The sequence below is a fragment of the Mycoplasmopsis caviae genome (genome assembly GCF_024498215.1).
Lineage (GTDB): Bacteria > Bacillota_I > Bacilli_A > Mycoplasmatales > Metamycoplasmataceae > Mycoplasmopsis > Mycoplasmopsis caviae.
Genome location: NZ_CP101806.1, coordinates 86,710 through 111,348, shown reverse-complemented (window position 1 = coordinate 111,348; position 24,639 = coordinate 86,710). Strand labels below are relative to the sequence as shown.

At 28.3% G+C, this 24,639-nt stretch carries 22 protein-coding genes; 10 read left to right on the top strand and 12 right to left on the bottom strand.

Translation table 4 applies throughout. The features are described from left to right. Position 1 precedes the first annotated feature (1 nt). The 4 genes from rnhC to NPA07_RS00500 all read left to right on the top strand — a co-directional run bounded on the left by rnhC (position 2) and on the right by NPA07_RS00500 (position 7,355). Positions 2-739 (top strand): ribonuclease HIII, encoded by a 738-nt coding sequence (rnhC, locus tag NPA07_RS00515; RefSeq protein ID WP_126118128.1) that lies wholly within the window; start codon positions 2-4, stop codon positions 737-739. A 270-nt stretch (positions 740-1,009) separates the two neighbouring features. Beyond that, positions 1,010-2,446 carry a proline--tRNA ligase gene (proS, locus tag NPA07_RS00510; protein WP_126118129.1) on the top strand — a complete coding sequence of 479 codons (1,437 nt, stop codon included), beginning with the start codon at positions 1,010-1,012 and terminating at the stop codon, positions 2,444-2,446. 37 nt (positions 2,447-2,483) lie between these two features. Then, a complete protein-coding gene (locus NPA07_RS00505) occupies positions 2,484-2,861 on the top strand; it encodes an MG284/MPN403 family protein (protein WP_126118130.1) in 378 nt (125 codons plus the stop codon). Between the two features lie 129 nt (positions 2,862-2,990). Next, positions 2,991-7,355 carry a PolC-type DNA polymerase III gene (locus NPA07_RS00500; protein ID WP_126118131.1) on the top strand — a complete coding sequence of 1,455 codons (4,365 nt, stop codon included), beginning with the start codon at positions 2,991-2,993 and terminating at the stop codon, positions 7,353-7,355. A 184-nt stretch (positions 7,356-7,539) separates the two neighbouring features. On the opposite strand, the gene NPA07_RS00495 is transcribed toward NPA07_RS00500, so the two are convergent. From NPA07_RS00495 to NPA07_RS00460, 8 genes are all read right to left on the bottom strand, one after another. Further along, positions 7,540-8,631 carry a DUF3137 domain-containing protein gene (locus NPA07_RS00495; protein WP_126118132.1) on the bottom strand — a complete coding sequence of 364 codons (1,092 nt, stop codon included), beginning with the start codon at positions 8,629-8,631 and terminating at the stop codon, positions 7,540-7,542. A 94-nt stretch (positions 8,632-8,725) separates the two neighbouring features. After that, positions 8,726-10,039, bottom strand: a complete 1,314-nt coding sequence (rlmD, locus tag NPA07_RS00490; protein WP_126118133.1) for a 23S rRNA (uracil(1939)-C(5))-methyltransferase RlmD — start codon at positions 10,037-10,039, stop codon at positions 8,726-8,728. A 71-nt stretch (positions 10,040-10,110) separates the two neighbouring features. Further along, positions 10,111-11,160 (bottom strand): aminopeptidase P family protein, encoded by a 1,050-nt coding sequence (locus tag NPA07_RS00485; protein WP_126118134.1) that lies wholly within the window; start codon positions 11,158-11,160, stop codon positions 10,111-10,113. Positions 11,161-11,190: 30 nt separating this feature from the next. Continuing rightward, the gene (era, locus tag NPA07_RS00480) at positions 11,191-12,060 is read right to left on the bottom strand and encodes a GTPase Era (protein WP_126118135.1); all 870 of its coding nucleotides are present in this window, start codon (positions 12,058-12,060) and stop codon (positions 11,191-11,193) included. Next, the gene (gene cdd, locus NPA07_RS00475; RefSeq protein ID WP_126118136.1) at positions 12,060-12,452 is read right to left on the bottom strand and encodes a cytidine deaminase; all 393 of its coding nucleotides are present in this window, start codon (positions 12,450-12,452) and stop codon (positions 12,060-12,062) included. The genes era and cdd overlap by 1 nt, the downstream gene beginning before the upstream one ends. Before the next feature lie 5 nt (positions 12,453-12,457). Further along, positions 12,458-12,913 (bottom strand): rRNA maturation RNase YbeY, encoded by a 456-nt coding sequence (gene ybeY, locus NPA07_RS00470; protein WP_126118137.1) that lies wholly within the window; start codon positions 12,911-12,913, stop codon positions 12,458-12,460. A 20-nt stretch (positions 12,914-12,933) separates the two neighbouring features. Next, positions 12,934-13,320, bottom strand: a complete 387-nt coding sequence (locus NPA07_RS00465) for an MAG1140 family protein (protein ID WP_126118138.1) — start codon at positions 13,318-13,320, stop codon at positions 12,934-12,936. Further along, complete coding sequence (locus NPA07_RS00460) at positions 13,295-15,358, bottom strand: Mbov_0121 family peptidase domain-containing ABC transporter (RefSeq protein WP_256553222.1); 2,064 nt, start codon at positions 15,356-15,358, stop codon at positions 13,295-13,297. The genes NPA07_RS00465 and NPA07_RS00460 overlap by 26 nt, the downstream gene beginning before the upstream one ends. A gap of 130 nt (positions 15,359-15,488) precedes the next feature. On the opposite strand from NPA07_RS00460, the gene NPA07_RS00455 reads away from it, so the two are divergent. The 6 genes from NPA07_RS00455 (at position 15,489) to NPA07_RS00430 (ending at position 20,317) form a co-directional block, all read left to right on the top strand. Next, positions 15,489-15,935, top strand: a complete 447-nt coding sequence (locus NPA07_RS00455) for an RpiB/LacA/LacB family sugar-phosphate isomerase (RefSeq protein WP_126118139.1) — start codon at positions 15,489-15,491, stop codon at positions 15,933-15,935. A 474-nt stretch (positions 15,936-16,409) separates the two neighbouring features. Continuing rightward, positions 16,410-17,276: a hypothetical protein gene (locus NPA07_RS00450; RefSeq protein ID WP_126118140.1), complete on the top strand. Its 867-nt coding sequence runs from the start codon at positions 16,410-16,412 to the stop codon at positions 17,274-17,276. A 184-nt stretch (positions 17,277-17,460) separates the two neighbouring features. Next, positions 17,461-17,832, top strand: coding sequence for a YigZ family protein (locus tag NPA07_RS00445; protein ID WP_126118141.1), 372 nt, complete (start codon positions 17,461-17,463; stop codon positions 17,830-17,832). Further along, entirely contained in the window at positions 17,833-18,405 is a 573-nt protein-coding gene (coaE, locus tag NPA07_RS00440; RefSeq protein WP_126118142.1) for a dephospho-CoA kinase, read from the top strand. It abuts the gene before it with no gap. Positions 18,406-18,453: 48 nt separating this feature from the next. Next, positions 18,454-19,422, top strand: coding sequence for a replication initiation and membrane attachment family protein (locus NPA07_RS00435; RefSeq protein ID WP_126118143.1), 969 nt, complete (start codon positions 18,454-18,456; stop codon positions 19,420-19,422). A gap of 10 nt (positions 19,423-19,432) precedes the next feature. After that, on the top strand, positions 19,433-20,317 hold the full coding sequence (locus NPA07_RS00430) for an ATP-binding protein (RefSeq protein WP_256553221.1): 885 nt from the start codon (positions 19,433-19,435) through the stop codon (positions 20,315-20,317). Positions 20,318-20,392: 75 nt separating this feature from the next. Here NPA07_RS00430 and NPA07_RS00425 read toward each other — a convergent pair whose 3' ends face one another. Genes NPA07_RS00425 through NPA07_RS00410 form a run of 4 tightly spaced genes read right to left on the bottom strand, consistent with a single transcriptional unit; the run spans position 20,393 to position 24,633 of the window. Next, entirely contained in the window at positions 20,393-20,908 is a 516-nt protein-coding gene (locus NPA07_RS00425; RefSeq protein ID WP_126118144.1) for an adenine phosphoribosyltransferase, read from the bottom strand. 29 nt (positions 20,909-20,937) lie between these two features. Continuing rightward, positions 20,938-22,743 (bottom strand): translation initiation factor IF-2, encoded by a 1,806-nt coding sequence (gene infB / locus NPA07_RS00420; protein WP_126118145.1) that lies wholly within the window; start codon positions 22,741-22,743, stop codon positions 20,938-20,940. Continuing rightward, the gene (locus tag NPA07_RS00415) at positions 22,722-23,036 is read right to left on the bottom strand and encodes a YlxR family protein (RefSeq protein ID WP_126118146.1); all 315 of its coding nucleotides are present in this window, start codon (positions 23,034-23,036) and stop codon (positions 22,722-22,724) included. Before NPA07_RS00415 ends, infB begins: the two co-directional genes overlap by 22 nt. After that, positions 23,017-24,633 carry a NusA N-terminal domain-containing protein gene (locus tag NPA07_RS00410; protein WP_126118147.1) on the bottom strand — a complete coding sequence of 539 codons (1,617 nt, stop codon included), beginning with the start codon at positions 24,631-24,633 and terminating at the stop codon, positions 23,017-23,019. Before NPA07_RS00410 ends, NPA07_RS00415 begins: the two co-directional genes overlap by 20 nt. Between the last annotated feature and the right edge of the window lie 6 nt (positions 24,634-24,639).

Below are 24,639 nucleotides of genomic sequence, written 5' to 3'. Positions count from 1 at the left end.
TATGAAATTTCTTGAATATAACTTTTCCTTTGATTTAGAAGACAAAAAAATAATAGGTGTTGATGAAGTTGGCGTTGGAGACTACTTTGGCCCACTTTGTTCTGCTGCAGTTTATATACCAAAAGAAAAAATTCAAGAAGTTATTGATTTAGGTGTTAAAGATAGCAAAAAAATAAGTGACAATAAAATTAAGTCAATTGCTTATAAACTTAAAAAAATAGTTAAGTATGCAATACATCACTTAAGTCCAAAAGGTTACAATTCATTAAATAAATTCTATAATGGTAATTCGCTAAAAATGTTTTCCCATTTAAGTGCTATCGGCAGCCTTTTAAAAAATATTGGTTCAGTTGACTATGTTTTTATTGACCAATATTCGAATAAAGCAAGTATCGAAAAATACTACAATAATTTAGTTCAATTAGATAATTGAGCAAAATTTGAGCCTGTTCAAGCAGATATTTTGCTTGCACACAAAGCAGAAAATATTAGTCTTGAAGTTGCTTGTGCATCAATAATTGCACGCGACTATTTTCTATATTATATGTCTAAAATGAATGAAGAATATGAATGCATTTTTCCTTTTGGCGCTGGTTCAAAAGTAAAAAATTTCGCAAGAGAATTCTTTAACAAGTATACAGACAAAGAAACAAAAAATAACGTTTGTAAAAAAAGTTTTAAGATGGATTTAGAAGATGAGAGTACTACTTTGATAAACTTGTTTGACGTTGATAAGTAGACCAAAAAATTATTGAACAAGCTTATTTATAAAATGAAATAATAATGGTGCAAATCTCTTAGGTTAGATTAATAACTTTAATGTAAAGGTTTGCATTTTTTAATTTTAATTATCATTTAACATTATGCAATTAATAGACTTCAAATTTAGTTGCTACAATATGAACCTAATTTTTTTCTACATCATTTGGAGTTAGTTACTTTTTTTATAAAAATGTCATTTTTGCTTAATTTTCTTCATAAAAACCGACTTTTTAATATAATTCAAACTATGAAAGAATTAGAGAAAATAACCCCAATGGAACAAGATTTTGCTAAATGATATACTGATGTTGTCAAGCAAGGAAACTTAATTGCTTATGGACCTGTAAAGGGAACAATTGTTTTTAAGCCAAACTCATATGGAATTTGAGAGCAAATTCAAAAAAACCTTAATGAATATTTTGCAGAAAAAGGTATACAAAATGTTTACTTGCCACTTTTAATACCTGAAAAATTATTTAACAAAGAAAAAGATCACATCGCTGGTTTTAACCCTGAATTAGCAACAATTACCAAAGTTGGAGACAAAGAATTAGATGAAAAAGTTTTTATTAGACCTACATCTGAGGTTTTATTTGCTGACTTATTTAAAAATTCGATTGAGTCATATAAAGACCTGCCAATTATTTACAATCAGTGAGCTAATGTTGTTAGATGAGAAAAAACTACAAATCCATTTTTAAGAAGTAGAGAATTCTTATGACAAGAGGGGCATACATGCCACAGCAGTGCAATTGAAGCGAGAAAATTTACTAAGGGAATGATTTCAACATATGCTAAATTTTTAAAAAATTACTTAGCAATTCCAACTATTATTGGTAAAAAAACACCAAAAGAAAAATTTGCGGGTGCTTGTTCAACATATACTGTTGAGGCAATGATGAAAGATGGAAGAGCACTTCAATCAGGTACTAGTCATTATTTAGCTCAAAATTTTTCAAAACAATTTGACATACAATTCAAAAATGAAAATAATAATTTGGATTATGTTTACCAAACATCTTGGGGTGTTTCTACTCGTCTGCTTGGAGCAATAATAATGACTCATGGTGACAATCGTGGAATCATTATGCCACCAAGAGTTGCACCAATTCAAATAGACGTTTTAGAGCTTTTTGCAAATAAAAACAAAGAAGTACATGTTTATTGTGAAAATCTTTACAAGGAATTAAGCAGAAAATTTAGAGTTAGACTTGATTCAAGCGACAAGGGTCCGGGTTTCAAGGCATCTAATTCGGAAATCCAAGGGGTTCCAATTAGAATAGAAGTTGGACCAAGGGATATTGAGAATAAAAGTGTAACTGTTGTTAGAAGAGATACCCTAGAAAAAATCAAAATCAATAATGAAAACATAAAAGAACAAGTCGAAATTATTCTAAATGAAATTCATGATAATTTATATGCTCAAGCCGAAAAAAGATTAAATGAAAACACAGTTTTTGTTGACAATTATGATGAGTTTAAAGCCCAAATTAAAAATCATAAATTTGTTGTTGCTCCTTTTTGTTGCTTAGATTCAGCTGAAGAAAAAATAAAAAATGAAACAGGTGCTACGACTCGTTGTTTGCCAAAGAAATTTGATAAACCACTTGAAAAACATAAATGTATTTTTGAGGATTGTCGAAAAGAAACTAATAGATATGTGGTGTTTGCAAGAGCCTACTAGCAATCTCTTTTATTTGCCTTGTCAAAAGAAAGGCATTATGAATAACATTTTATCATTTTTCGCTTCAAAATATCAGATGTCTAATTTGCAAAAATATAGAAGTGTTGAAACGATAATAAATATGGAAAAAGCTATCTTTATAAAAAACAAACAAGAAGCTTTTTCTGATAAATATTCAACTAATAATGAGGCTTCTTTTAGGTCAAAAAATTTCTTTACTGATAAATTTAAAAAAGTTTTTAATTGTCTAAGTAATGTTAGTCAATTGATAATAAAAAATGAATTTATGAAAAGAAATGAAAATAAATTATGATATGAGGATTATTTCTCAAAATCAACATATTATAAGAATAGAAAAATCGCTATTGATGAGTTTTTAATATACTATTTAGAATACTCGAACAATAGATTATAATGATAATTTAAGCAAGGAAGCGACACTTTTTTAAACGGTTCCTTGCTTCTTTTTTTGCTAAAAAATAAGCAAAAAAATTAATTTTTTTAATTATATTTTAAATAAAAAATATATGTATAATAGTTATATATGTCTAAGGAAATAAGAAAAATTGAGAATGAAAACTTTAAAATTCTCTGCAAGGATATTAATGTAAAAGTTACTCCTGAATTAGAAAAAGTTGAGTTAGAAACTTATCATTATGATGAATTAAAAGACCAATTAAATGTGTCTTTTAGATTTACTAATTCAATCAAAGCTAAGGATTTTTTCTCTTTTCTTTCTTGTTTAAAAAATAATAATGTCTACAATATTAAAGGCAAAATCACCCTTGATATTTCACAATATAAAAAAGAAAACTTAATTGATTTTATTAACGAATTAACCTATGAAAAAGCCAAATTCATCAAATTAAGAGATTTATCAATTTTAAAGAAAATGAAATTCAGCGATCAGTTTGTTGCGACAATTTCTGTGATGTCTCAAAAAGAATATGATGAGTATAAATCACTTTTTAAAGAACTTGAACGAACCTTAATAAAATATGGTTGAAAAGACTTAAAAATTAATTTTGAACTTAAGACAATGGTTTCATTAGATAAAAAAGCACTTGAAGAGGAAAAGAAAAAAACTCTTGAATTTATGCGTAGAGAAATTCAAAATCAAGAAAAAATCAATAAAGCAAATGAAACTTCAAAGTCTTCGGGTTTTAATAGTCGCTGAAGAAAGAGAAGTTATGAAAAGGTTGAACTTGAAAGCCTTTCTTCAATGGATGATAAAAGTGCTGTTTCATTTACGGGAATGATTTATTCTCAAGAGTATTCATTAAGCAAAAACGGTAAGCACATTTATACTTTTTTTCTAACTAATTACAAGGACGCAGTCGAAGTAAAAACCATTCGCACTGAACTATTTGAACCTGAACAAATCAGCGAACTAGCAAATAATAAGTGAGTTACAATTTATGGAACAATTGCGGAAAATACATTTGGTGCAAGGAGTAAATTTGTCTTTTTAGATTTTTTTGAAAAATCTGGCAGTTTATTAGTTGAGAAAGCAGAAAATAGTAAACTAAACAAAAAGAGAGTTGAACTTCATGTTAGTTCAAAAATGAATACAATGGATGGTTTAATTTTCCCTAAGGACATTTTTGCTTTCGCCGAAAAAATGAATCACCCTGCTGTTGCAATTATGGATGTTGATGGCGCCCAAGGTTATCCTGAATTTTATAATGCAAGTAAAAAATCAAAAGTTAAACCATTATATGGAACAGCATTCTCTGTTATTAATAAAAAAAATAGAGCTATCTTAGGAAATGTTCCAACAGGAGAAATTAAAGGCAGAAACTATGTTTCTTTTGACATTGAAACAACCGGACTTATTCCAAGATACTATGAAATTATTGAATATGGTTCAATGTCAATAATCTCTAATAATTACCAAGAAAAAAAACAATTTTTTATTAAATGTAAAGAGGCAATTAAACCTTTTACTGAAAATCTAACTGGTATTACTAATTCAATGGTTCAAAGTAGCGGAATCGAATTAAGAGAGGCACTAAGGAGAATTTTTGAAGATCTTGATGGAAAAATTGCACTGGCTCACAATGCTAGATTTGACCTTAATTTTTTAAAAGAAAAATTTAGGCAAGAAAATATGAAATTTCCTAATGTAACAGTTATTGACACATTGATCGTTTCAAGAATTGTTTTTCCACAAAACAAAAGGCACAAACTTGAAGATGTTGCAACTCGAGTTGGTGTTGAATATGATCCAACAGTTGCCCACCGTGGTGACTATGATGCAAAAGTGTTGGCTGAAGTCTGGATTGCTTTAATGGATGAGTTAAGTAAAAACGGTATCACAACTTTTGAACAACTTAATTCCTGTATAAGCAGCGACTTATATAATAAAACATTTTCATATGAAGTTTCAACAATTGCTAAAAATTATGATGGTTTAAAAGAACAATATGCGTTTTTAACAACTGCTCTAACTAAAAACTTATATAATGGACCTAAAACATTCATTGAAGATTTAGCTAATCGAAGTTCAAATTTACTTTTGGGCTCAGGAACACTAAAAAGTAGACTGCTTGATACATATTTTTATTCTTCACATGAAGAATTTTTAAAGGAACTTGCACTTTATGACTATGTTGAAATTCCAGCACCGCAAGTTTTTAGTCATTGAATTTCTAATCAACTCATAACTCAAGAACAACTTGAGATTTCACTAAAGGAAATTATTAGTGAAGCTCTTAGAATGAATAAAATTGTTGTTGCTGTTGCTGATGTCAAATACTTAAATTTATATGATAAAGTTGCTTATGAAGTTTTGGTTTATGCAAAAGGAATCAAGAATGCAAGACATTATTTATTTAATTATGAACAAGCCAGAAGTGGAAAAATACCGATTCCAAATCAAGATTTTTTAACAACTGAAGAAATGTTAGAGCAATTTGCTTTTTTAAATGACAAAGAACTCATTGAGAACATAGTTATAAATAACACTAACAAGATCGCTGATATGTGTGACCGCATTCAAATTATTAAAGATAAACTTTATACGCCTGATTTTGAAAATAGTGGTCAAAAATTACATGATTTAGTTTATGAAACAGCACATAAAAAATATGGTAAGATTTTACCTGAAATAATCCAAAAACGAATAGAAGCTGAATTAAATCCAATTATTAAATACGGTTTTAGTGTTATTTATTGAATTAGTCATATTTTAATTAAAAAATCAATAGAAAACGGTTTTGTAGTTGGAAGCCGTGGATCAGTTGGAAGTTCATTTGTGGCCAATTTAGCCGGAATAAGTGAAGTTAATCCACTTGTGCCTCATTACTTATGTAACAAGTGTAAATATTTTGAAATAGTTCAAGATGATAAAATCACTAGTGGATATGATTTGCCTAATAAAAAATGTCCTAAATGTTCAACTAAGCTTGAAGCTGATGGTCAAAGTATACCATTTGAAACATTTTTAGGTTTTAAAGCTGATAAAGTTCCTGATATTGACCTTAACTTTTCAGGGGATATTCAAGGCGATATTCACAATGAAGTTAAGCGTATTTTTGGTAACACACACACTTTAAAAGCCGGGACAATATCAACTGTTGCTCTTAAGACTTCTTATGGTCATGTTAAAGCATTTACAGAAGAAGCAATGCGGAATTATTCAGAGCCATTTATTGACTTTTTAGCCCATAAAATAGAGAAATTAAAACGGACAACTGGTCAACACCCAGGTGGAATTCTAATTATTCCAAAAGAATTTGATGTTTATGATTTTACACCAATTAATTATCCTGCCAATGAATCTGATTCAACTTGATTAACTAGTCACTTTGATTTTCACTCAATTCATGATAATATTCTAAAACTTGACTTGTTAGGCCATGATAATCCAACAATTATCAGGTTACTTAAAAAATATACTGGTATCAACATTGAAGACATTCCAAAAAACGATCCAAATGTCTTAAGTTTATTTACTAGCCCAAAGGCCATGAATATAAAACCTGAACAAATTAACAATGAATCAACAGGTGCTCTTGGCTTACCAGAATTTGGAACAAATTTCGTTCGCCAAATGCTTAAAGAAGCTAAACCCAAAACATTTGCTAATTTAATTTCACTCTCTGGTCTTTCACATGGTGAAAATGTATGATTAAACAATGCACAAGATTTAATAAACAAGAGAAAATTTGATATTACAGATGTTATTAGTTGTCGTGATGACATTATGGAGTTTCTTCTTAGAAAGAAAGTTGAACCTTTGTTTGCTTTTAACATTATGGAAAAAGTTCGTAAAGGCAAGGGTTTGACTGAAGATGAAGAAAAGAAATTAAAAGAATACAAAGTTGCAGATTGAATGATTGAGAGCATGAAGAAAATTAAGTATATGTTTCCTAAAGCTCATGCAACTGCATATGTTTTAATGGCTTGATGAATTGCTTGATTTAAACTTTATTATCCACTTGCTCACTATGCTAGTTATTTTGCAACTCATGCTAGGGCAGTTGAAATTGAAAATATGATTGATATTAAAGGTGGACATAAAGTAACTGATAGATTGAATCAACTAAATAATATTCCAAAGAATGAGAGAAAAGTTAAGGACGATGACTTAATTCCTGTTTTTGAAATCGCACAAGAATTATATGCAAGAGGTTTTTATATTTCTAATATTAGTCTTAAAAAGTCTGAAGCTCATGAGTGAGTAATTGACAATGAAAATAAATGTTTAATTCCTCCATTTAAATCAATTGATGGTTTAGGTGATGCTGTTGCACTGTCACTGGTTGAAGCAAGAAATTTTAAACCTTTTAGTTCAAAAGAAGATGTTATTAGACGAAGTTCGGTTAATAAATCTCTTGTCGAAAAAATGGAAAAGTTGAACATTTTTAAAGGCCTCGATGAAACAGACCAATTAAAACTATTTTAAATAGAACTTTTGGAATAAAGTTCTATTTTTTGTTTTTAAAAACACTATAGAGCGATTTTTTATATTGCTCTGTTTCATAGGTTATTTAGATAAAATCAAATTAAAGTTTAAGATTTAAAATTAAATTTATACTAACAAAACTTTTTAAAAAATCAAGGTGATATTACATTCACCTTGATATAAATTAATTAAAGTAAGCAGGAATAGTTAGGAATGAAAATAGTCAATAAATTAAGTAAGCATCATTTAAAACATCTTTGCATATTGCTTTAGTTATTTTATTTTTATCTATTGTAAGTTTTGGTATATCAATTTCTAATATAGTTCCTTTTGGCCTTAGTCAGCATTTTACATTTTGGTCTTTTAGCAACAAACCAAATGATTTGGTATAGTCTGGATACTGCTTATAATGTTCAATCGATACATCCATTGGGTATGGTTGATAAACATTGAATGCTTTAAGTTTATCAGTTGTATATGGTTTAAATAATTTATTAAATGTTTTATTTTCAAATTCTATATTTGATTGCATTCCTCTGTTCAATCCACAACGTGTGCCAAGTGCAAGAGTAAATTTACTTGATTTTTCTGTTGAATTGAAGAAACCTTCAAAAACAGTTGCATTTTCATAATAATCAACAATAACTGTATTTCCTTTTGCATCTGTTGTAGCTCTTGTTCAATGGTACTTAACTGTTTGGAAAGCCCAAAGATTATTATATTTATCAACAACAAAAAACATTTGACCAATATTGTATACTCCTGCATCACTTGGTATTCAATAAACCTCAGGTACAAATTTAATTCAGTCTAAACTATTTGAATCAATGTTAAACTTTCGTTGAAATTGGCTAAATAGTTTAAAATGTTCAGGATCTGATGGATTTATAACTTTATAAGATAAACTATTAAGCACTTTTTGAAATATTCCATCATTTTCAAGTTTTTCTTTAAATGACTTTAGAAGTTTTCTTCGATCTTTATAATATATAAAAAACATTGTAAGACTTGATATTAAAGTAATGCCAGTAAAATAAAAAATGAAATATGTATTTGTAAATATTTCGCCTATAACAAAATAAATTCCTAACATTGTAATAACTAAACCAATGACTAACAGACAAGTTGACACAATTAACAAAATTTTTAATCTATTGAATGCATTATTGTCTTGTTTTAAAATTGACTCTACACTTTTAACAACTGTATCATTAATCATATTTGAATTTTCATTAACAAATTCAAGATAAGTTTTAGGTTTTTGGGTTATTGCCATTTTAACTCTCCTACTAAATAAATAAATTATATCATATAGCAATTTACTGATTAAGACCACAGCTGTCATTGCCAAATTATGACTTAACTAATTGTTATGATAATTCAAGTATTGCTACAGTTTCAATGTGATGTGTTTGGCAAAACATATCACAAGGTTTCAAATAAGTTAATTTATAGTTTTGCTTTGTTAATAGATCAACATCTCGACAAAGTGTGTGTGGATTACAACTTATATATCCTATTTGTTTTGGTTTAATTTCAAGAACTTTTTTTAAAAAATCCTTAGACATGCCCGCTCTAGGTGGATCGAGAATTAATAAGTCTATTTTTTCCTTGATATTGTCAATTGTCTTTAATACATCTCCAACAAAGAATTCTACATTTTTAATGTTGTTTAATTTAGCGTTATCGTTTGCATTCAGTATGGCATCTTTAACAATTTCGAGTCCATAAACTTTCTTAACTTTACTAGCTATTTTCAAACTTATTGCCCCGATACCTGAATAGGCATCAATAACAACATAATCTTTTGTAAGTTCTAAGTTATCAATTAATAAGTTATATAAATTATTTGTTTGATACGAATTAACCTGAAAGAAACTATTGTAGTCAATTTTAAATATTAAGTCGCCAATTTTATCATTAATATTTGTTGATTTAAGATAGTGCTTAACGGCATTTTTCTTCTCTTGTATATCAGTTAGAATAACCTTAATATTGCTAAACTCTCTGGTTAAATTATTAATTAAATCACTCGATAGTTCAAAAGGTTTTGAAATTATAAAAGCAATCATCACTTCGTCGAAGGCACTTGAATTTCTTATAACAATTTGTTTTAAAAATTTACCGTTTTCCCTAAAACATTTAAAGTTATTTATATTATTAGAAATAAACTTTAGGACCTGTTTTATAGGTAAATTAGCCAAATCATAGGAGTCTTGTTCAACTAAATTATGGGTGTTTTTTTCATATAAACCAAGCACTATTTTGCCATCTTTATATTCTGCAAAAACAGTTATTTTATTTCTATAATTTCATTGTTCTTCGCAAGGAAAAATATTTTTTATTTCATTAAAATGAATGTTTCTTTGGAACAAATAATTAACAAAATTTTCTTTAAATTCTAATTGATCTCTGTAATTTAAAATCGCTAATGGGGTTGAACCACTAAGCATTAATTTGGCATTTTTTGGTTCAATTCTTTTGGGGTTATTGTTATATCTTTTAACAACTGTTGCAAATGCAAAATTATTGTTTGATTTCTTAATTTTAATGTCTGCTTTTTCTTGGGGGAGTAAATTTTCAACAAATATTGAATAATCATTTATTTTTACTAAACCCATTGCTTCATATGTTAAGTTAATCGCTTCAACATTTTCTATAATTTGACCACTTTTGTATTTCATATTGTTAATTTTATATTATTTCAGCAATAAAAAAATAACTTTAGCAATTGCTGAAGTTATTCGAAAAATTTTTATGATTTTTCTTCTGGTCTACTAAATACATAACGGCCTTTTTCAGTTACAAGAACATCATCCTCGTTTCTTGCGCCACCTAAGCCTTCTATATAAATTCCTGGTTCGACAGTAATTATCATCCCTGGTTCTAAAATATAATCACTTGTTGCTCTAACGTTTGGTAATTCATGAACATCGATACCTAAACCGTGGCCTGTTGAATGGACAAAATATTCTCCGTAGCCTTTTTTAGTAATATAGTCTCTGCAAATTTTATCAATTTCGCTAGCTTTTATTCCGGGTCTAACTGCATCACGACCAGCTTTTGCTGCTTCCATAACAATTTTTAAAATTTCTAACTGTTTTGGATCATTTGCTTTACTTTCTCCACCTAAAATACAGGTTCTGGTTATGTCTGCACTATATCCTTTGTAAAGTGCCCCAAAATCAACTTTAAGAAGATCTCCCTCTTTAAGTTTTCTATCTGTTGGATGGTGGTGTGGTTCAGCAGATGAAGGTCCTGTAGCAACTATTTCATCAAAACTTTCTTTATCTGCACCATGCTTTTTCATTAAATAATTCAAGTAAGCTGCAACTTCTTTTTCAGTCATCCCAGGTTTAACTCATGACATTAATTCTTTGTAAGCAGCTAATGAAATATCAATTGACTTTTGCATGATTTCATTTTCTTCATCAGATTTTAAAATTCTTAATTCTTGGCCTAAAACCCATTCAATTTTCTTTGGTTTAATTAATGCATTTAAACTTTCATAAACTTGATAATTTAAATAATCTTTTTCAAATGCAACTGTTTTATAGGCTTTTTTGTCAAAAAACTCTTTTAATGTTCCTGTTTTAAGTAAGATGACTTCAACATTTTTTACATTATTTCTGGCGTACTCAATATATCTTCCATCCACAAATAAATATGCTTTATTTTTTTCAATTACTATATATCCATCTGTTGTTTGAACTTTTGAATATCATAATCTTGTTTGTGGTGCCTCAGAAACTAAAGCATCAATCTTTTTTTCTTTGAATAATTTATCTAAATATTTTCTGTTCATAAATACCTCTTTTTAAAATTTTATACCAAATTACTCATAACCAAATTTTTTAAGAATTTTAATGTCATTAATTCATTTATTTGCAATTTTTACCTTTAAATTAAGTTGCACTTTTGCATCAAATTGGCTCATCATTTTTTTTCTCGCGTTCGTACCTATTTGCTTGATCATTTGACCTTGCTTACCTATTACCATACCTTTTTGAGATGCTTTCTTTACATAAATAATTGCATCGATTTTTATGTCTTCATCCTCAATAAACTCTAAAACTTCAACTGCAATAGAGTGAGGTAATTCTTCTCTTAAAAGGTTAATAGCACTTTCTCTAATTATTTCTTTTGCAATAAATCTTAATGATTTATCAGTTATATAATCCTGATCATAAAATGGTTCACCATCATATGCATATTTTTTTATGACCTTTATAAGGCTCTCAACAGATTTATCATCATTTGCTGAAACTGATAAAATGGTGTCAAAATTGTATCTTTTTAACTCTTCAATTTTTTCCTTAATTTCATCAGGGTTCTTTGCTAAATCAATCTTTGAAATTACTGCTATTTTATTTTCTTGATCTTTAATTTTATTCAATATCAAAATATCACCTTGTCCAATTTTTTCATTAACCGGAGATAAAAATAATAAGCAGTCTACCTCTTTTGTAGATTCATAGGTACTTTTGTTTAGTGATTCACCTAATAAATTTAGTGGTTTATGAATTCCGGGAGTGTCAACAAAAACAAGTTGAAAATCATCTTCATTATACACACCTACAATTTGGTCTCTTGTTGTTTGTGGTACATTAGTTACAATAGCAACATCATATTTAACTATTTTATTAATTAGAGATGATTTTCCAACATTTGGTCGACCAATAATACTTGCTAAACATACTTTCATTATTTAATTTGCTCAGATCTAATAGGAAAAGGAATTAATTCAGAAACTTTATTGACCCTGAATTTTTCGCCACTTTTATTATACTGATAAACCAATGCATCATCAGGCATAAATTCAGTTATAACTTGACGACAACCGGCACAAGGTGAAATAAAATCTTCCCCTGATGATATTATATGAATTTCTTTAAAACTGCCAACCTTAGCACCATATGCAACTGAGCCGAAGAGAGCACTTCTTTCAGCACATAAACCTGAAGGGAATGCAGCATTTTCTACATTGACCCCAGGTCACTCTCTCCCCTCTGAGTCGATTGCTATTGCTGCAACATGAAAATTAGATCATGGACAGTATGAGTATTTTAATAATCCTTTTATTTTTTTAATATCCATATAGATTATTCCTCTCTACTTATGTTCAATGGCTTAAATATTAAATCAACAAGTTTGTTCATTTCAATTCTCTCTTCCTCGTGTTCATGGTCATAGCCCATTAAGTGAATTAAACCATGAGCAAATAGGTAGCAATATTCTCTACGAAGTGAGTGTCCAAACTCAATCGCTTGCGATTCAACTTTTTCATGGCTAATAATTAATTCGCCAAGTGGAAAAATAGGCATATTTTTAAATAATTCTCAATCTTCAAGACCAAAAGAAAGGATATCTGTAGGATAATCCTTGCCCCTGTATTTTTTATTCAATTCTTGAATTTCTGCATTATTTGTAATTAAAACATCAACTGAAACCGTTTGTTTTATGTCAAAATTTTTAGTTAAATTTTCTAGTATTTGTTTATACTCTTTTTCATATAAAAATTTAACTTCTGTCTTGTTTATAATATTTAATTCAACCATACTAAATATTATAATATGAATTAAGATTTTAATATTAAATTGAGTAGTGAAGTTCTGTCAACAAAAACTGTTCCATCAAGCGTTGTATTTGGTAATAATCTTAGTGTGTTCGGTATATGGTAGAAAGTTATTTTTATTGTTTGATTTTCAATCTTTAAATTACTGATTTTTAAATCGAAAATTTGGTCATTGATGTTAATTACTATTTTCTGATTCCTTTTTAAAAAATAAGCAGTTTTGTCACTAGCTAAAAGAGTTAAATCTTTTTGATTGTTAACTAGGAGTTTAACCTTGAGCGTTTTATCAATATGATACAAACAAATAAAGGTAATGAGTGCAATTGTTGTAATTGTCAATAAAATTAATGAAATTCATACTCATTTAGAAACAGTTGTTAATCTTTTCAAAATATACCTCCTTGTTGTTATAAACATAATTTTTGTTATGGCTTATTTCTATAAAAATTGAATCATTTTGATATTTTTTTATTGCTTTCTTTAAAAGTGAGGATATATTTAGATTAATGTTTTCAAAAGCCTCATCGAGCATCACTAGATCATATTTTCTTGTGAACAATTTAAGTAATAGCATAAGTTGTTTTTGACCACTTGATAAATTACTTCCGTTGCTTATTATTTGTCCATTAATATTGAAATTCATTTCGCTAAAAATGTTCTGAAGATTGTATTTTTGTATATTTACATTCAACTCATTTTTATATTCATTATTTCCTGATGTTATATATTCAATGATAGAAACGTCAGGAAAATAACTTGAAGAATTTATTAGTATATTTTTGCTTTGATAGTTTTTTAAATTAATTGTATCAATATCAAAATCATTAACCTTAATTTTTCCTAAATAACCTTTAAAACAGTTGTTTATGAAATTTAGAAATGTCGTTTTTCCACTTCCGTTTTTACCATTTATTTGTATATTTTTGTCAATCACAAATGTTGGAATATTTAATATTGGTTTTCCGTTTTCATAAAAGAAATTAATGTTTTCAAGCTCAATTTTTTTTATTTTATCAAGCAATAAGCCATCATTAAGGTTGTTTTTTTCTTCAAGGTTTAGGACAAAATTTACAAGATTGGTATTTCTTTTAATCATTGAATAATTTAACATTAGTGAACTTAAATTTAACATTGGATTTATAAAGAAATTTATTCCATTTAAAAACATCATAAGTGAACCAACAGATAATTGATTTTTTAATATAAAGAAACTGGAAATAAATACAATAATGGTTGAAAAGTTTCCTATAAATAAATCATTCCAAAAATTTTTAAGATCACCTCTTGAGTTAAATGAATATTCTTTCTTTTTGAATTCATACATTCTTTTGTTTTGATTTTTCTCAATATAAGAACAAAAATCAACGTTGCCCATTTCTTTTCATGAATATATGAAATCTATGTCGCCTTTCATATTTTCAAGTCCTTTTTCCAAAAATTCTGAATAGTTTTTCTCAATTCAAAAATGATAAATAATATTGCCTAAAAGGACCACAATTGTAACCCCAAACATTACTAAAAATAAAATATAATTTATTCAAATTAGCAATATCATAGAGCCAACAAGTGAAAATATTTCGCTTAAAAAAGTAAATGTGAAGTTTGATTGAAACTCACATATTTCCTTAATATATCCAAGTCTTTTTAAATAGTCACTATTTGTTAATTTTGACAAATGATTCATAGGTACTTTTTTGATTTTGTCAAAAAAGGCCTTTGTCAATGTAAACTCTAAATCATTTTTTATTTTCCTTATGACATGGCTCTTAAAAAGCCGGTTGATAAACATTAAAATATTTATTCACAAGAAAAATACAAATACTATGATCAAGTTACTTTTTAAGTAATTTGGCAAAATAAAATCAAAAACTATTTTGATAAAAAATGTTGAGCCAAATGATAAAAGCAAACTCAACAGTGCTGAAACAAACAATGGATAAATATATCTCTTATATGAGAAAAGTGTTCCTATTTTATTATCCAATGTATATTTTTTGCCTTTTGTTTTTTGTTTATCTTCTTTTGGATCAAAAAACAAGATAACATTAGCAAATTCTCCAGCTAACTCGCTCTTAGAAACCTTGATTCTTTTTCCATATGCTGGATCTTGAATTACATAGTATTTTGGTGTCATCTTTTCTAAGACAACATAGTGTGTGTATCCTTTTTTGTTTAGCAACAATGCAATGGGTAAATTAGAATTATCAATAGATTCAAGTGACTCAAAGTCACCTGAATAACTATTAAGTTCAATGTTATGTTCATTAGCTAAATTTTTGAGCGTTGTAATATTGACACCATTTGTTGCATAAGTTGCTTTATTTTTAAAATAGTTAATATCTATTGACTCATCATTATGTTTTGCAACAAAATATTGCAAAACATATAATCCGCAGTCTTTTACATCTTCTTGTTTCTTTATTCTCATAGCACAATAAACTTGACTTTTATTTAAGAAAAGGTCAAAAATTGGAAAAGTTTGGGAAAAATTGGTCATTTTTCTTAAACTTTTCCAATTTTTTGCATTATCATTTAAAAATAGACACTAAGGAGATCTTATGAATAAGAATAAAATTGTTGCACTTGCTAGCGACCATGGTGGTTGTGAATTAAAGAACCAAATGGCTCAGTATGCTGAAAGCTTAGGTTACCAAGTTGTTGATCTAGGACCCGCAGATAGCTCAAAAAGCATTTCATATGCTGAACAAGGACATAAGTTGGCTAACTATATTAATGAACACAAGAATGTTATTGGCTTAGGTTTTTGTGGTACAGGTTTAGGCATCTCTTATGCACTAAATAGACATAAGCATATTCGAGCTGCCAGAGTTGTAAGTGTTGAAGATGCAAGACTTGCAAAATTACATAATAACGCTAATGTTTTAGTTATGGGCGGAAGATATGTACCTTTTGCTGATGCAAAAGCAATGTTTAATGAATATCTTAAAACTGAATATGAAGGTGGTAGACATCAAGTTCGAATCGATCAAATTGATGAAATTTAATTAAGTTGAAAACTGTGAAAGTGAAACTTCACTTTTCCGTTTTTTTATACAAAGAAACAAGCAGTTACATAACTAATTTACTCGATTATGTGCTAGGCTTGTTTTTAAAATAATAATAAAAATAGCAAGAAACCTGAGATATGGTAACACAAAATTGACCAATGAAAAATTTACTAATTTGGCTGTTTTATAAGTGTATTAGTTAATTTCAAAGATAAAAAGTGTCAAACTAAAAAGTAATGTATTTCTTTGCAATCGTTGTGTAATTTTTAATGAGTGTCTTAAATTAAATAAAGGAGTTTAGATTTCAAATAATAAAAAAACAAACTGATGAAATTATTTAGGCTTGCAAATAAAATAATGTATTAAATTTGCAATAATAATCCCTTAAAAGAAAGTTATGCTCTTTTCACATAGAAATTTGTTTGCTTAGTATATAATCTATTTACTTTTTAATAGCCTAAGGAGGCAATTATGAAAAATAAAAAAATATCGCTGTTATTTTCACCAGTAGCACTTTCATTGGCAAGCATGCCTGTTTTATCTGCTTCTTGTACAAAAGTAAAAAATATTGGTGTTGAAGAAATAAACAAGAAAGAACTTAATGAACTTGCTAAGAAAGTTGAATTTTCACTAAAAGAATTAACAAAAGAACAAATTATTAAACAAGGTAAAGAAGCACTTGAAATTAAAAATATTGACCCATTAATTGAGGTTGTTGTTGAGAGTGTTTCGCTTGTTGGTGAAGGCAAGATATCTATTTCTTATCATGTTAAGCAAAAAACAAAACCAGAAAATAAATCTGGCACAATTACAGTTGAAAAGGATTATCATGAACCTTTAAAAATAGAAGAACTTAATAAATTTAGAGATGCAATTAGCATTAAAGCAAAAGGTAATCTCTACGCTTATGAAATTGTTGAAAAGAAAGAAGCAGGTTTAGAAAAAGTTCAACATGATCCAAAAGTTGGTTTTAAAATAATTTCAATCGAAGAAACAAGCGGACATGAATCGGTTAAAGTAACATATTTAGTATTTGATTCAAACTTTGAAACAAATATATCAGAAACAAAAGAAACTACAATCAATGCAAAAAAATTTCCAGATATTGAAGCAGAATTAAAAAAAATAACAGTAAATTTTGCAAAAGGAAAAATTCCTAAGGATAATATATCTAAAGAAAATTTTGTGTTTAGTAAATACGATAAAAAAATATTTGAAATAACTGATTTTAAAGGTCAGAAAAATGGATGACAATATACATTTTATATATCAATTAAAAACAAGTTTACAAATAAAGTTAGCACTCAAAGACAATTTATTCTAGTAAAATTTAACTAATGTTACTATATAACTAAGATTTAAACTTATTTACAATTTGATATTTATTCACAAGAAAACACACAAATTGGTTTTGCTGAAAGCTATAAGCTAAAACACCAAAATTCGAAAGGATTAACTTTCGAATTTTTTTGTTATAAAATCACTTTATCTTTAATTGCTTTGCTTTCTATATAATAATAGTATGCAAGCACAATTATACGAAATCAAAAAATCTAAATTTTATTCATATGTTTTTAAAATTAATTCAAAAGAAGAAATAAAAAACATAGAAGCAAATTTAAGAATAGAGCACAAAAAAGCAACACACATTTGTTATGGATATAGTTTTTTAAATAGTGGTGTTCTTAATGCTGGTTTTAGTGACGATGGTGAACCTAATGGTACAGCAGGCCGACCAATTAGAGACCTTTTAATTGTGCGAAAAATAAATGGTCTAGTTGTCTTTGTTGTTAGATATTATGGCGGAATAAAATTAGGTGCTGGTGGGTTGGCTAGAACTTATATTAAAAGTGCAAATTTAGCAATAGAGCAATTTATCAAGGACGGTAGTTAAATGATTGCATTAATTGGAAAAATTGCTGTAGGTAAAAGTACTCTTCTTGACGATTTTGCTAAAAATGGTCTAAAGGTTTTTAATTGTGACCGTTTTATTGCACAAGAATATCGAAAAGGTGGCAAAATTTACCACAAAATTAATGATGAATTAGGTTCATTTTTGAACAATAAAGATGGAATTAGTAAACAAAAAATAATGGATTGAATTGACCAAAAGCCACATAATTTGGAGAGATTAGAAAATTTAATTTATCCTATAATTTATGATGAGTTGAAGGATGGTAATTATTCCATAGTTGAGATACCTAATTTAATGCCAAAAAAAATTAATTTTATTTCTTTGTTTTCTGCTATTTTATGCTTAGAAACAAGTTGAAAAAATAGAGATAAAAATTTCAAAAAACGTAATGTGGATAAAAATAAAATTAAATCAATTGATGCAAAAAATGACCCTTTTTATATTAAAAATGCACTTTTTGGGTCAATTCCAATTGTGGATATCTATGCGAATAACTTTACTAATTGCAAAAATATTTTAGATTTTTTAAAACTTCTATTTTTAATCTCATAAAATAAGAGCAGAAGAGGTCAAAACAGCCTTTAAAATAGGAGGTAAAAAATGCTAAGAAATATTCCATATGCATTCTTTAGAATCAAACATTCTTCGTCAGTTAGCGGAGAAGATTTAAAAAATTTACGTAAGTTTTATGCTCCTATTTTAGGTAGTGATGCTATCTTGCTCTATGAATACCTTAGAGATCTTTCATTCAGCCAATCTGATGAGACAGGTTTTTATGACTATGATAGCCTTACTTATTTATTAAATATGGATGTAGATACACTAAATAGTGCACGTATTAAACTTGAATCTGTTTCATTAATTTCTACATTTTTAGATGAATTTAATCGTAAGACGCTTTTTATTATTGAAAAACCATTGGACAGTACTGGTTTTAAAAAGAATTTAATTTTAGCTAATAAATTGATTAGTATTATAGGAAGCAAAAATTTTGAACGTTTAGTTGGTCGTGAAAGAAATATTTATTTAAGTAAGGCTTCGCATTTGTTGGATGCTTCTGCATCATTTGATGAAGTGTTTCCAGAATCAGAAGAAGATTTAACTATTACGTTTTCACATGAAGTGGATTCAAGTATGATTAAAACACAAGAAATAGTAGAAGAAATTAAGGATAAATTGTCATTTAATACATTTGATTATCCAAATCCTTATGAAGCAATCTTAAAAACAGACTCAAGATACTTCTATTCTCAAATTAGTCATAAAATACCTACACAGAGTGTGCTTAATTTAATTAAAGAAAGCAGAGAAAAAGGTTTTGGAGATCCTTGTTTAAATTTAGTTTTCTTTTACGCGTACAACAGCAAAGAAGTTAGTAGTATAAATATTAATTATGTTACTAAAATTGTTAATGACCTAATTAAAAAAACAATTTTTTCATTTGAAGCAATTGAAAGATACTTAGATGAAATGTTAAAAATTAAAAATAAAGTTGCTGTTTCAAAAATTAATCTATATAAAGCAACCTATCTAGAATCACTTCAAAGAGAAGATAACCAAAACAACTAATGGAGTAGTTATGGCAGCAAAAGAAGAAATTAAAAAAGAGCTATTTTTTAATTCTAAGGCTGAATTTGAAAATAAAGCTCTTGAAATAATGCATAGTCAACCACAACTTGAGGCATTAATTCAAGCAAACAATATTACAAATGAAGAAATATTGGACAACTTGCTTACTTTTATAAACATTAAAGAATCATTGGATAACTCACAAATTTATCCTTGAATTTTTACTATCATGAGAAAAAACGGCAAGCTTGTTTTTAAAAAGACTGTTGCAAAAAATGAATACAATGCCGTGGTTACTAGACATATCAATTTATGATTAACGAAAATTTGTGAGCCTAACCCTGACGCTGGACTTGATAAAGTGCGCTTGTCTTCTGAACAAAGAAGAGAACTTAACGACTATTTAAAAAGACTTAAGAGTGCAATTGCAACAAAAAAACAAAAAGGACTTAAAGGTGTTTATGTTTACGGTGCAAACAATACTGGCAAGTCATATATCGCAAGTGCAATAGCTAACGATTTTGCTTCAGCAGGAATTTCATCAGCTTATTTGACAACTAGTGCTTTATATTCATATTTAATTACAGCAATGGGTAATTCATCTAGTCCAAATTCAATTAATGACATAATTAATAAACTTAAAAAAGTTAATGCTTTAATTATTGATGAAATTGGTCTTGAAAAAAATAATTACTGGTTTCGTTTACAAGTTTTAATGGAAATTATTGAAAGCAGAATAGCAAATAATAAAATTACTTTTTTCTTTAGTGGTATGAACAAGAGCGAATTTGAAACATATTATCAAAATCAACTTAGGAGAGAACCATATAAAGTTAAAACCTTTATCTCAAGAATCTTAAATAACACAATTGAATATTGTATTGATGAAATTTAGCAAAAAATCTAGGAATACTAAGCACATATTCCTAGATTTTTTGCTTTGTATTTTGTAGAAAACTAATTTTAATTGCTAATATTTAACTAATGAAATGATTTCAACATTATTATCTTCGGTTATTATTTTTCTTCCATTTAATGCTTCAAGTTCAAGGAGTAATATAACTTTCTTAACTATAGCACCTTGTTCTTCAAGAAGTTTAATAATAGCTTTTGTTGTTCCGCCTGTTGCCAATACATCATCAATAATAGCAACTGTTTGACCTTTCTTAATGAAACCTTTTTGAATTTGTAAAACGTTGTTTCCATATTCTAAATCATAACTCCTTGAAACAACTTCACCTGGTAACTTACCTGGTTTTCTAACCATAATAAATGGCTTTTTAAGAAAAGCTGCTGTTGGAGTCCCAAATAAGAAACCTCTAGCATCAGGTCCTACAATTAAATCAACATCAGTGGCATATTTTGCCATTTCATTAATTGTGTAATTTAGTGCACTACCGTTTGCTAATAAAGGAGAAATATCTTTAAAAATAATGCCTGCCTTAGGAAAATTTTCAACATCTCTTATATATTTTTTTAAATCCATAATTTTACCTATTTGCCTTTTTTATAGTATTATACATTAACTGGAACATCTTCGAAAAATTCTAAAATGTCATCTTCTTTGATATCGTTAAACTTCTTGATATGAGTACCAAAATCTTTACCTTTTTCAACTTCTTTTGCATCATTTAATTCACGCTTGAGTGTTTCAATTACACCATCGTGAATCATTTTTCTGCCTCTAAAAACTTTAACCTTGCAGTTAGCTTTTACCACACCCTCGTCCATCATACATCCAGCAATTGAACCAAGTTTTGAATAAAAGAAAACTTTAATAATGTGTGCAGAACCAATTTTCTTTTCTTCATAAATAACTGCTTTTTGACCTTTAAGATGAGCTTCCATATCTTCAATAATCTTGTAGATAACTGAATAATTAACAATTGTAATTCCTGAATACTTTGCACTTTGTTTTATTGTTGCCGATGGTTTAACATTGAAGGTAATAATTCTAGCATCTGAAGCCTGTGCTAACAATAAGTCAGCATTTGTAATTTGACCTGCTTGTGCACCAATAACCTTAATCATTGCTTCATCATTGCACATACCATCAATTTTTCCTTTAATAGCTTCTGCTGTACCTTGAACATCTGATCTAATAATAACATTAAATACTTTGCGACCTACTTCAATTTCAGCAGTTTGGCTTTTATCATAAAGTGCTCTGTTTTTATCAATTTGTGCTTTTTCTTCTGCTAATTTCTTAGCAAATTTTTCATCTTGAAAACCAATAAATCTATCGCCAGCAAGTGGAGAAGTATTTAAACCACTAACAATAACAGGAGTTCCTGGATGAGCATGTTCTAATGTTTTACCTACTGCATCTTGAAGTGAACGAATACGTCCATAACTTGAACCAGCAACAATAAAGTCGCCTTTGTATAAACTACCATTTTCAACAATTAGTGTTGAAACAACACCAACACCTTTGTCGATCTTACTTTCAATAACTGTACCAACTGGATATCTTGAGCGGTTTGCTTTAAGATCTAATAATTGTGCTAGCAAGTTGATTGCTTCAAATAAATTGTCAATACCTTGCCCTTTCATAGCAGAACCTGTTACCATTTGAACATCTCCACCATATTCTTCAACAATTACATTGCACTCTGCAAGTTCTCTCTTAATTCTCTCAAGATCTTTGTTTGGTTTGTCCATTTTGTTAACAAAAACAATAATTGGAACATTGGCCGCCTTAGCATGATCAATAGCCTCTTTTGTTTGTGGCATAACTCCATCATCAGCGGCAACAACTAGAACCACAATGTCAGTAATTTTTGCACCCCGTGAACGCATTTCAGTAAATGCTTCATGTCCAGGAGTATCAATGAATGTAATCTTGTTTCCATTGTGAATTACTTGATATGCACCTGTGTGTTGAGTAATACCTGAACTTTCGCTTTCAGCAACTTTTGTTTTTCTTATAAAATCAATCAATGTAGTTTTACCATGGTCAACATGACCCATAACTGTAATAATTGGAGGTCTCTTAACTAATAGTTTTTCATTATCTTCGAATTTAACTGCATGTAGAAAGTTTGCAGCATCGACATTTTGTTCTTTCTTAAAGTCAAGCCCTCTTTCCATACAAACTTCAGCAATTTCTTCTTCATCAAGTATGTAGTTGATTTGATAAAGTTTGCCTTTCATTAGAAAACGCTTTATCAAATCATTGGTATTCATACCGATTTTTTGAGCAAATTCACCTAATGGCATTTTATTAGTAAAAATAAAAACACCATTTTTAACTTCTGTTCTAATTTCTGAAAGCTGACTTTTAACCTCATCAACATTGCTTATTCTATTTTTTTTAGGCATTTTGACTCCTCCAATTCTTTTTCGATTTCGTTATACACTTCTTTATCAACAGCAGTTCTAAAAGCACGATTTAGACCTTTGTGTTTTTTTAACTTTTCTCAATTTTCATGAGTTGGTATAAAATAGCAACCACGTCCCTTTTTATCCCTGTTAATATCTAGTGTAATTATATTGTTTTTTTTATTAAAATCAAACCTAACCAATTCTTCAACTGGCTTCACTAGATTAGTGATGATACATTTACGAGTGAAATTTGAATTTTTTTTAATTTTATTATTTGTCTTCGTATTCATCAAAGTCAATGTCACCTAAGTCAAAATCATCAAGTCCAAACTTACTCAAATCATCATCAACAACAAAATTTTTTGCAACTTCTTTGGCTTTTTTATAGTCTGATGTGGAAATTTTATTATCTTTTTTAGGTGTTTTAACAACTTGTTCCTCGCTTACATTTTCCTGTGACTTTTCGCTCGCAAATTCACTTTCAATTTTTCTTACTAATTCTTCAAAATTATCATCATCTTCATATAATGAATCCATTTTGTCTTGTTCATGTAATTCAAAAGCTGCTATGTCTTGATCAAAATTCGAAACATCAATCGAATTGAATGAGTTGCTAAAAATATTTTGGCCTTGTTTCCTAATTGATTTTCTATTGTTAGCTGGTTTTTGATATTTAACTTTTGTACCCTCTCTTTTGATTGCTGATGTAATAGAAGAAATTAAACTTTCATCAAAGACAATTCCTTGTGCTTTTGCATCAGTTGTTGAAATTATGTCAAGTTTTGCTTTTGTTAAATTAGAAGCTAAAAGTGTATTAACACCTTTTTTGCCAATAGCTGGAGTTAAATGTTCAGGCACAACAATAACATAATATTTGTTTTCTTCTTTTGGTTTAGGTACAACATCTACAACTGGAATTGGACTCATAGCATTAGCAATATATTTTCTGATGTCTTCATCATATAAAACAACATCAATTCTTTCACCATCTAATTTTTCACTTAATATTTCTATTCTTGAACCGTTTTCTCCAATTATTGCACCTCTAGCATCAATATCTGGATTGGCACCTTCTGCTAGTTTAACTGAAACCTTTGTTCTTTCACCAGGTTGTCTATAAACTCCAACAATTTCAATCAATCCCTCAGCAATTTCAGGTATGTTGTTTTTTAAGACGGTATAAACAATTTTTGGTGAGTCTAATGAAACTTCAATTTGGCTAAGTTTTGACTCTTCTGAAACCTTTTCAATAACAACATCAAAATATTGACCAGGGTTTGCTTTTCTCTTTGAACTAATTAGCCCAGCTGGTAAGAATGCATTAACATTACTATCAACTATTTGAACATTTCATGAGCCATTTGAATTTTTTGAGTTCAATACAACCTTAACAGTTTCGCCAATTTTACCTGAGTATTGTTCAAAAACTTTTTTCTTTTGAAGTATTTTGATAGCTTGTGCAATTGATGAATTAATAATTTTTAGTGCTTTTTTAGCTTCCGAGTTTTGTGATTTGGTTAAATTAGATAAGTCGATTTCTCACTTAATGATATCACCTTCCTTAATTTTTGAATTAATTGAGTGAACTTCATCATAATCAACAAAACTAATTAAACTTTCTGGTGATTCAAGATCTGTTGGTTCTTTTGTAACACAAACATTATTGTTGTAAATTGACACTTCTTGTTTTGCTTCATCTATTTCAAAAACAATTTCTGCATCTGGGTCAATTAACTTATTAATAATTCTTGTTGTTTCAACTGAAAAAATTTGAACAACCTCATTCATTGGAAGTTTTTCTTTTTCAAAATAACCATTAAGAATTTGATATCAAGCTTTTTTAACATTAAGTGTTACTTGAGCACTTGTTTTACTTTTTTTTGGCATGTATTC